Source organism: Rheinheimera sp. (assembly GCF_020217005.1).
Classification (GTDB): Bacteria; Pseudomonadota; Gammaproteobacteria; order Enterobacterales; family Alteromonadaceae; genus Pararheinheimera.
On record NZ_JAIWOI010000197.1, the window covers coordinates 1 to 10000 of the forward strand.

General features: G+C 47.6%; 8 protein-coding genes. 3 read left to right on the plus strand and 5 right to left on the minus strand.

Annotated elements, in window-relative coordinates; all coding sequences use genetic code 11:
* The 3 genes from LDL40_RS09650 to LDL40_RS09660 form a co-directional block, all read left to right on the plus strand.
* Positions 1-908, plus strand: a 908-nt coding sequence (locus tag LDL40_RS09650; protein ID WP_300995109.1) for a Fe(3+) ABC transporter substrate-binding protein, incomplete at its 5' end; no start/stop codon positions are given.
* A gap of 93 nt (positions 909-1001) precedes the next feature.
* Positions 1002-2633: an iron ABC transporter permease gene (locus LDL40_RS09655; protein WP_300995110.1), complete on the plus strand. Its 1632-nt coding sequence runs from the start codon at positions 1002-1004 to the stop codon at positions 2631-2633.
* Positions 2633-3679 carry an ABC transporter ATP-binding protein gene (locus LDL40_RS09660; protein ID WP_300995111.1) on the plus strand — a complete coding sequence of 349 codons (1047 nt, stop codon included), beginning with the start codon at positions 2633-2635 and terminating at the stop codon, positions 3677-3679. Before LDL40_RS09655 ends, LDL40_RS09660 begins: the two co-directional genes overlap by 1 nt.
* 16 nt (positions 3680-3695) lie before the next feature.
* Here the strand turns inward: LDL40_RS09660 and LDL40_RS09665 are convergent, their stop codons facing one another.
* The 5 genes from LDL40_RS09665 to LDL40_RS09685 form a co-directional block, all read right to left on the minus strand.
* A complete protein-coding gene (locus LDL40_RS09665) occupies positions 3696-5315 on the minus strand; it encodes a methyl-accepting chemotaxis protein (RefSeq protein WP_300995113.1) in 1620 nt (539 codons plus the stop codon).
* 366 nt (positions 5316-5681) lie between these two features.
* Entirely contained in the window at positions 5682-6146 is a 465-nt protein-coding gene (locus tag LDL40_RS09670) for a DUF4262 domain-containing protein (RefSeq protein ID WP_300995115.1), read from the minus strand.
* Positions 6147-6236: 90 nt separating this feature from the next.
* Complete coding sequence (locus LDL40_RS09675) at positions 6237-6962, minus strand: hypothetical protein (RefSeq protein ID WP_300995116.1); 726 nt, start codon at positions 6960-6962, stop codon at positions 6237-6239.
* Positions 6963-7357: 395 nt separating this feature from the next.
* Positions 7358-8506: a homoserine O-acetyltransferase gene (locus LDL40_RS09680; RefSeq protein ID WP_300995117.1), complete on the minus strand. Its 1149-nt coding sequence runs from the start codon at positions 8504-8506 to the stop codon at positions 7358-7360.
* Between the two features lie 26 nt (positions 8507-8532).
* Positions 8533-9834 carry a GntP family permease gene (locus LDL40_RS09685; RefSeq protein ID WP_300995118.1) on the minus strand — a complete coding sequence of 434 codons (1302 nt, stop codon included), beginning with the start codon at positions 9832-9834 and terminating at the stop codon, positions 8533-8535.
* Between the last annotated feature and the right edge of the window lie 166 nt (positions 9835-10000).

Below are 10000 nucleotides of genomic sequence, written 5' to 3' on the forward strand. Positions count from 1 at the left end.
TGATCAAACCTATGCTGGATCAGTTCAGCAAGGACACTGGTATTAAAGTGAATTTAATCACAGGCAAGCCGGATGAGCTGATCAGCCGTATGCAAAGTGAAGGGCGCAACAGCCCGGCGGATGTGTTGATCAGCACTGATGTCGGTCGTTTATACCGGGCTGAAGTGCAGGGTTTATTGCAGCCTATTGATTCAAAAGTACTGACCGACACTATTCCTGCTCATTTGCGCGATCCAAAACAGCAATGGTTTGGTTTAACCAAGCGGGCCCGTCCCATTATGTATGTGCCGGGTAAAGTCAAACCAGAACAGTTAAGCACTATCGAAGATTTGGCCGATCCAAAATGGAAAGGCAAAATTTGTGTGCGATCGTCTGACAATATTTATAACCAGTCTATGGTGGCGGCGTTAATAGCCCAGATAGGTGAAGAAAAAACTCAGGCCTGGGCCAATGGCTTTGTAAAAAACTTTGCCCAGCCTCCAAAAGGCGGTGACCGTGACCAAATTAAAGCGGCCGCTGCTGGAGTCTGTGATATCGCCATCGCCAACACTTATTACTTAGGTGGTATGTTCGATGAAGCTGGCGACAAAGCCGCAGCTGAAGCTGTGAAGGTGTTCTGGCCAAATCAGCAGGACCGTGGCGCTCATATCAATATCTCTGGTGCTGGTGTTGCGAAATACGCACCCAACAAAGCGGAAGCGGTCAAGCTGTTGGAGTACATGGTAAAACCTGACAGCCAAAGCTGGTACGCTGTGACTAACCACGAGTATCCGGTAGTCGCTGATGTGAAGTGGAGCCAACGCCTTGAATCTTTTGGGCAATTTAAAGCTGAGCAGGTACAATTATCGACTTTAGGCGAATTGAATGCGAAAGCTATTCAGGTGATGGACAAAGCGGGCTGGAAGTAATTCCCCTGCGTACTTGAAGCCGCAGTTTTGTCGATCGGATAAGAGGGCGACCATAAAGGTCGCCCCTAGCTTTTTTAGAAGGATACTCTTCGTTTGACCAGCCCTTTATTTAGCCGGACCACCACCTTGTTTGCTTTGCTACTGGCTGTGCCCGTGCTGGTGGTGCTTGGCTCTTTACTGACACCTCAGCCAGAGCTTTGGGCGCATCTGCTGGATACAGTGCTGGCCGATTATGTCCGCAATTCTTTGCTGTTGGCTTTGGGTGTGGGTCTTTGCAGCGCTGCGATTGGCACTTTAATGGCCTGGACTGTGGCGCGTTATCAGTTTGTTGGCAGAGCAGTGGTGCAGTGGTTATTGCTGCTGCCTATGGCGGTTCCGGCTTATATCATGGCGTACAGCTATACAGGTTTGCTGGATTTTGCCGGGCCAGTGCAAAGCCAGCTGCGGCTTTGGTTTGACTGGTCTTACGGCGATTATTATTTCCCTGAAATCCGCTCTTTGCCCGGTGCCATTCTGATGTTGTCGCTGGTGCTTTATCCTTATGTGTATATGTTGGCGCGCACTGCCTTTCGCCAGCAATCCGGCTCCTTACTCGAAGCCACCCGCACTTTAGGTTATACGCCACGCCAGCATTTCTGGCTGGTGGCTTTACCTGTAGCTCGCCCCGCTATTTTAACTGGTGCAGCTTTGGCGATGATGGAAGCCTTAGCCGACTACGGCACAGTGCAGTATTTTGGCGTCACCACCTTCACCACTGGTATTTTCCGCACCTGGTTTGGCATGGGCAATCAGCTGGGGGCGGCGCAGTTGTCAGCATTATTATGTAGTTTTGTGCTGTTGCTGCTGTATCTGGAGCAATGGTCCAGACGCAAACTGAAGTTTTATCAGCAAGGTCAAAAACAGAAGGAGCCCAGCCGACAGTCTATCCATGGCTTAGCTGGTTTTAGTATGCTGTTGCTGTGTTTATTGCCTGTTATGTTTGGCTTTTTATTGCCAGCGTTGCAGTTAGTGGGCTGGGCCGTGGAGCGGCTGGACCAGTTCTGGTCGGCAGATTTTATGCAGTTGTTGCTCAATAGTTTTTCATTGGCTGCTCTAACAGCGCTGGTCACGGCTAGCCTGGCTTTATGTTTTGCTTATGCCAAACGTTTATCCGGCCATTGGTCTTTGGTGTTGCCTGTGCGGCTGGCGGCTATGGGCTACGCCTTACCTGGCACAGTAATCGCCATAGGCGTGATGATACCGCTGGCCGCTTTGGATAACTCTATCGATCTATGGGCAGAGCAGCAGTTTGGCATTCGCACTGGTTTGTTGTTATCCGGCACTTTAGTAGCGCTGGTGCTGGCTTATACGGTGCGTTTTATGGCTGTGGCTTTGCATAGTGTCGAGGCAGGTTTAATGCAAATCACTCCTTCAATGGACAATGCCGCCAGAAGCTTAGGGGAAAGCCCGGTTGGGGTGCTCAAACGTGTGCATTTGCCGCTGCTGAAAGCTTCAGTACTCAGCGCTTTATTGCTGGTGTTTGTGGATGTGCTGAAAGAGTTACCCGCTACTTTATTGCTGCGGCCTTTTAACTTTAATACCTTGTCGGTGCGCAGTTACGAGCTGGCGTCTGATGAGCGTCTGGCCGATGCTGCCTTGCCAGCCCTTGCCATAGTTCTGATAGGTTTAATTCCGGTGATCCTGCTTTCCCGTGCTTTGGACAGTTCTAACAGAGGAGCCCAGTAATGCTGGTGTTACAACAGGTTTCGATAGCTTATGGCCAGGCTACTGTGGTCAAAGACCTGAGCCTCACGCTACAACAAGGCCAGATAGGTTGTTTGTTAGGACCGTCCGGTTGTGGCAAAACCAGCTTATTACGAGCTATTGCTGGCTTCGAACCAGTGCAAACAGGGTCTGTGGTGCTGGCTGACACCAGCTTGTCAAAGCCAGGCGCGATGGTAAATCCGGAGCAACGCCGCATAGGTATGGTGTTTCAGGATTTTGCGCTATTTCCGCATCTGACCGTAGCGCAAAACATTGCCTTTGGTATAAAGCAAAAACCAAAAGCCCAGCAACAACAGATTGTAGAAGAACTGCTGGCATTGGTGGGGTTGCCGACTTTAGGCGAGCGTTATGTGCATCAATTGTCAGGTGGTCAACAGCAGCGGGTGGCTTTAGCCCGGGCTTTAGCACCAGAGCCACAAGTTTTGCTGTTGGATGAGCCTTTCTCCGGCTTAGATGCTGATTTACGTGAAGCTTTGGCGCAGGATATCCGCGCTATTCTGAAGCAGCGTGGCATCAGTGCTTTGATGGTGACTCATGATCAGTTTGAAGCTTTTGCCATGGCCGATCAGATAGGTGTAATGCAACACGGTAAGTTGCAGCAGTGGGGTAGTGCCTATGAGTTGTATCATCAGCCAGCCAATCGTTTTGTCGCTGACTTTGTTGGGCATGGCGCTTTGCTCAAAGGCGAAGTCTTGGCGGATGAGAAGGTGTACACAGCCTTGGGCGTGTTTGCTCAGACCCAATCGAATTTTGCTGCGGGTGTTGCAGTGGACTTGCTGGTGCGGCCGGACGATATAGTGCACGACGATCACAGTGGTTTTACCGCCAAAGTAGTAGGTAAATCCTTCCGTGGTTCGCATATTTTATATAGTTTGGAATTAGAAGGGGCAGAGCAGGTGTATTGCTTAGCGCCCAGCCACCACAACCATCAATTGCATAGCCGCATTGGTATTAAGCTGGAACTGGATCATTTGGTGTTGTTTCAGGCTCAGAGTCATGATGTCTGAGCCTGAAATTTGAACTTTACAAAGTAAAGCGTGCAACCGCATCGTTCAGGCCGTTTGATAACGTACGGAGCTCATGCGCTACTTCGCTGTTATGACGGGTGGCTTCGCTGTTTTGCGCCGACATGGTGGCGATACGTTCGATATGACCTGCTACTTCATTACTGGCGGCATTTTGCTCCTGCAATGACATGGAAATTGATTCAATGACGCTGACCACCTGCTGGAAGCTGTGCTGAATAATATCTATGGCGCTGCCCGCCTGACCGGCCAGTTCAACACCCATATTCACTTGCTCGACCCCTGTGCTCATCTGGCCCACTGCATCGACAGTGCCGTTTAAAATGACATCAATCATGCCGGAAATTTCTGTGGTCGATTGAGTGGTGCGCTGTGCCAGCAAGCGCACTTCGTCGGCCACTACGGCAAAACCTCGACCTTGTTCACCAGCCCGGGCCGCTTCGATAGCTGCGTTTAAAGCTAGCAAATTAGTTTGATCGGCTATGCCTTTAATCACATTTACAATAGAAGAGATTTGCTCCGACTGTTTACCCAGCTCCTCGATACGTCCAGAGGCAGAGCGCACAACCATAGCTATCCGTTCCATGCTGGCTACCGTATCGTTGATCACCTTACTGCTTTGCTGTGCCTGTTGGCCTGATTTGCCAGCTATAGTCTGAGCTTCGCTGGCATTGGCTGAAACAGAATCGATACTGACACTCAATTCTTCTACGGCGGCGGCAATGGAAGACGAAGCTCTGGATTGTTCCTCCGCTGAGGCTGAAAGCTGTTCTGTGGTGCTGGCAACAGTAGAGCTGGCACCACTTAAATCGGCCGCAGCAGTTTTGATTTGACTCATTAATTGATGTAGCTGAGTTTGCATTCTGGTCAGAGCTTGCAGCAGTTCCGCCACTTCGTCACCGCCACTGCTATCAATCTGATTGGTCAGTTTGCCGTCGGCCACTGCAGAAACCAGAGCTTTAGCAACTTGTAAACGGTTTTGTAAGGTGGTTTTCAGATACAAAGCTATGACGATACTAAAGACGAGAATGAGTAAACCGCCAACAATTAAAGTAGCGAATACAAAGCTTTTGGCTGATGCAGCATCCTGACTTCTGATCTCCAGTAAAGCACGTTCCCGCTGCTGTACTGTATCCATCTGCAGGCGGATTTTGTCCATATACTCTTTGCCTGTGCCTCTGCGTTCAAATTCTCTCACCGCCTGACGTGCTGTTGTGTCTGCGCCAGCAGCTTTCATTTGGCTGATGCTGGGTTCTATGGCTTGATTCAGCCAGTCGTTATACAGGCTTTGAATGGCTTTTAAGCTTTGCTGTTGTTCTGGATTATCCGAGGTTTTTTGCAGTAATTCATTTAAGTCTTTTTCGACTTCAGCCTTGCCCTGATGATAGGGGGCTAATGAGGATTCATCGCCGGTAATAACAAATCCACGTTGGCCTGTTTCTACATTGACTAAGGCTTCGGCCAATCTGTTGGATGTACGGATAACCTCAAAAGTATGGTTATTCAGCTCTACAGCCTGCTGCATTTTATTTAATTGGTTCAGAGTAATGGCGGTGGACAATGCGACCAACGCTACTATAGCTGCAAAAGCAAAAACAAGTTTTCTAACCAGAGTCATGGTTTACCTCGGTAGGGTTACGGTTTGAAGGTGAGCTATAGCCCGGTGCTGTAAAGATGTTCATACATGGAAAACTAATTACGTCGAGAGAGACAGTTGGATCAGTAGTTTATTAACAAAGGAAGAGGAAATGGCGTTGGCTGCGTTGAATGAAAATCTTAGCTTATCGTCAAGGTCTGACATTTTGAGGAAAGGTTTCAAGTGACACTATAGTGTCACTTTTCGGGTAAGGCAATCTAAGCTAACGTTAAGCTCAGCCGCAGGTTGTCAGTTGGTTTTTTGTGGAATACTTTTGCGCAGAAAAACCACAAAAAGGCGACTTACAACCTGTCGAGCGCACGAAGTGCTCGGTGCTGGAGAGCCTTGTTAAATTTTTTCAAGCACACCCGATGAATTGAGAATTGGTTGCGCCCAAACATAATATTCTGATTTGTTTTCGTTCCACGGCCAAATGCCAGCAGTGGTAGGCCAAATTAGTTGGTAAGTTTTAAAGTTATTACCTGAGTAAAGCCAAAGCCCCCAACCAAGGTATTCTTTGTAATGCTTTTTGTCCGTTTCAATGAACGTAACGTCAAAACCTTCTATGAAGTCCGAATAAAACACCCCAGGAATAAAAATTTCACCTGAAGCTAACCTTTGACGATAGTTATTTATTATGGAGTGTGAAAGTTCGTGCTTTAGCCCAACTATTATTAATTCAGGCTGGTTTAGTGTTTTCTCTATGCCAATGGAATATGAAAAGCATGGCTGCTCTTCACCTTCCATAACATTTAGAACGTGGCAACCAAATTTTTCAATATCTTCCAGCGCTTTCCGATCTCGCTCATCCATTCGTACTTTCCAAATTTAACGCCCGCAACAGCGGCCGAGCGAAGCGAGGTCCGGGCCCGGGGGCCTAACTGCTTGCGATTGTTATGAAACTTACAACGGTGCATATTCCACCCACTGAGGCGGTGACTCCATTCTCGATGTAAAGTATCGGATGATATCAAAAGCTGTTTTATGTGGCATGCTTGAGATAAGCAATTGATGCCACAAAGTGTCGTTTTCAGGACCTGACGATTTTCTATCCTCTGTTTTCATGTGGGTTATTCGATCTCGCAGCTTCTTTAACTTTTTAAACTCAGACCAAGACTTATGACTTTTTAAGGACTCTACTCCTAGTACCTCTGGAAGCACTTGATCAAGCTTTTCTTCCAGCGATATATATCTTTGAATTTTGGCTTTATTGGCTGTTTCCAAAATTACTTCACTACTGCGATAGTGGGCGTATTCAAAATTCTCTGGAATGACATCGTTCGCGAAAGCCTCTATAGCTGCATATGCCAAAAAAATCGATTGAATTGTATCTTCCAGAAAATCAAACGCATCAGTTTCTGTTAGGAACTCAACCTCTTTCTTGATTGAGGAATCTATTTTGCTTTTTACACGAAGTGCCTTCGCTCTAGTGTGACTCTTCAGCGACGCGCTCAAAAGAATGGCAGAACCATTGGGAACTGGGATTGTAATTTGTTTCTTGGAGTTCAGTCTTGCGACGGAAACAACGGTAATTCTAGTGCCCTTTGGAACAACCTGACCTGTCCAAGGATTATTCCAATTCTCTGCGAGATTTGCAGTGGTCTGAAGTCGCCAGTCTCTATCCGTCACGAAGTACTCCGACAGGTTTCATAACATTTGTATATTGTGCTGGCACACTTTGCCTGGTTCTACCAGCTGTTGTGCCGCGATTAGCTATTTGATTCACAGAATGTATATCCAAAAGACTTCTCCATATTGAGGAAAAATCGTGCTGGCACGTTATTCCCTTTTGGTAGCCTGTCATTTACCAGATCTGTGATCGTAAGCCTCTAAATTAGATTGTTTTTCCTTCTTCAGCAACAAATAATGCTGTCATCCGGAGGGGGATCGCGGTCAGTTCCACAACAAGGTTCTGAATAGCTCTGTACGAAAAAAGTAGCTAAAGCATAAGCTTTAGCTGAACCAGAGGCAGGCGCACCTCACAGGGGGATGGAAGCTGTTTTGTTCTATATAGTTTCAAACCGTTATTCTGCTAGAAACTGCCTTATTTGATCTGCTTTGCTCTGAATATTTAAAAGACCATCTAAATGCCCGGCCTGACCAGGAATCTCTTCATAAGAAGCTTGTGGCATCTGCTCTTTGCTGTGTTTGGCCATAGCAGGTGTTAGTAATAAATCTCCTGCGGCAGGTAACCACAAGGTCTTAGCTGTGACGCTTTTGAGTTTTTGTTGCCAGTTGTCGCCCATACCTGCACGCCATAACTGCGAGGCCCGCACCAGATACAACAATGAATTCGCATCCATTTGGGCTGAGCGTTGTTTAGCGGTGCTCAGCAGCTGGTTCCAGGCAGGTAGTTCGGCCTGAATATCCTGATGAATAGCTTTATTCAAAGAAGGGGCAGGGTAGCTTTGATTAAATAAGTCCGGGTGCAACGCATCCTGAATCACATAAGCTAAAGCTCGCGTTAAACCTTCAGGTTGCCGAGTTAAGGGATAAGCACCTTTGTTCCACGCAATGTCTTGTTTAATAGGCTGAGCCCAGCGCTCCAATCTTATGGCACTGAAACTGTCGATATAAGCTGTGCCTATCACGGGCAATAAGCGCTCAACTTTATCCGGATAACTGACCGCCCATTCAATGGCCTGAAAGGATCCCATTGAAGGGCCTATCACGGCATAGAGTTTTTCAATGCCGAGTTTATCCAGCAGGGTTTTTTGCACTTCAACAAAATCGCGAATGGTCACCACAGGAAAACTCAGGCCATAAGTTTTACCCGTATCTGGATTGATACTGGCAGGGCCTGTGGTGATCACATCAGGCGAAAAGGCGTTTAGATTAGCCAGACTATCGACACTGACTACATAAAATGTGTTGGTATCTATGGCTTTGCCAGGGCCGATAATTTTGTCCCAGTAACCAGGGGCTGCATCTGTAGAGCGGTATTTGCCAGCCGCATGCGAAGTGCCGGAAAAATAATGGGTGATTAAAATCACATTGGATTTGTCGGCATTGAGCGTACCATAAGCTTCCCAGCCGACCTTCACCTGCTTTAACGCCACGCCACTTTGAGTGGTAAAGTGTGCCAGTTCCAGCTGCTGTTTTTGCACTAAAGGCAGCTCTGCTGCCTGCACCAAGCTGCTGAACAGCAGTATCAAACCAAGCCATAGTTTCATATTAAATCCTTTCAGCAAAGCTTTGATCACAGCCATTGAAACAGGAAAATAGCCAGCATCACGCCCAAAGTGGGCACTACCACAGTCACAGCAGCCACAGGCCAATAGGCATTTTGATGGCTTTCACCACAGATAGCACGAATAGTAGTGACCACATAGCCATTGTGCGGCAATGAGTCTAAAGCACCGGATGAGATAGCGACCACACGGTGCAGCTGTTCTGCATCGACACCACGTTCTAAATAAACCGGGGCTATTTCTGGCAAAGCTATGGCCTGACCGCCTGACGCTGAACCTGTTAAACCTGCAATGACGCTAACAGCCACAGCTGCGCCTATCAGCTCAGAGCCTGGTAAATGCGTCATGGTCTCGACCACAGCGGCAAAAGCTGGTGTCAGCTTAGCCACAGAGCCAAAACCTACTACAGCTGCTGTATTGCCTATAGCTATTAAAGCCCCTGTTGCGCCTTGATCCAGCGTCTGGCCCAAAGAGGTTAAAAACTTGCGATTGAGCAGATATAAAGTGCTGACACCACCCGTCAGCGCCACTATTAAGGCGGCTTGTTGCATGGTGTCATGCAGTAAATAGGACAACAGCAGCACCACCAGCAAAGGTAAAATACCCATGAGTGGATGAGGCAGAGCTTTGTCGCCTACCACAGGATCCGCTTCACGGCCTTCGAACTGTTCGCCATTAGCCATGGCCGTTTTGATCATCTTCATCAGCCAGCAATAGCCTGTTATGGCCATAAAAATCGCCACTATAATGCTGACTTCCCAGCCCGCATAAGGGCTGGTGCCCAGGTATTGAATAGGGATCCAGTTTTGAATTTCAGGCGAGCCGGCGGACGTCATAGTAAAAGTGACAGAACCTAAACCTAAAGCGGCCGGGATAAAACGCCGGGGCAGGTTAGCGTCTTTAAATAAACTCACCGCCATAGGGTAAGCCGAAAAAGCCACCACAAAAATACTGACGCCACCATAAGTCAGCACTGCACAAGCTAAAACCACCGCCAGCACAGCACGTTGTTTGCCAATACGTTTGACTATGGCAAGAGCTACTGCGTCCGCTGCGCCTGTATGTTCCATCAGCTTGCCAAACAGAGCGCCCAGTAAAAACATTAAAAACCAGCTGGAGACAAAACCGGCAAAACCCGACATATAACCCTGGACAAAATTGGCCGGGTTATCAGCCAGCCAAAACGGAATACCATTCAATAAAGCCACAAATAAAGCGCAAAGTGGTGCCAGAATAAACAGGTTTACCCCACGCATGGTCAGCACTATCAGTAACACCAACCCCGCCAACAGACCAAATAAACTCAGCATAGAAACAACCTTGTGTGTTTTTTTTTAGTCTGGTGTAAAGCTGCAGAGCAAACCATAGTACTAAGGTACAGTCTTAGTGCTTTGTCTTAACGTAATCCTTTTATTTTCATGTGCTTACCTGTAGTTTGTGCTGGGTATAGTACTAAGGTACAGCTTAACATTTCGA

Bases quoted from the DNA above. Each gene is read 5' to 3' on its own strand.
- LDL40_RS09665 (WP_300995113.1), bottom strand. From the start codon at position 5,315: ATGACTCTGGTTAGAAAACTTGTTTTTGCTTTTGCAGCTATAGTAGCG.
- LDL40_RS09670 (WP_300995115.1), bottom strand. From the start codon at position 6,146: ATGGATGAGCGAGATCGGAAAGCGCTGGAAGATATTGAAAAATTTGGT.
- LDL40_RS09660 (WP_300995111.1), top strand. From the start codon at position 2,633: ATGCTGGTGTTACAACAGGTTTCGATAGCTTATGGCCAGGCTACTGTG.
- LDL40_RS09685 (WP_300995118.1), bottom strand. From the start codon at position 9,834: ATGCTGAGTTTATTTGGTCTGTTGGCGGGGTTGGTGTTACTGATAGTG.
- LDL40_RS09680 (WP_300995117.1), bottom strand. From the start codon at position 8,506: ATGAAACTATGGCTTGGTTTGATACTGCTGTTCAGCAGCTTGGTGCAG.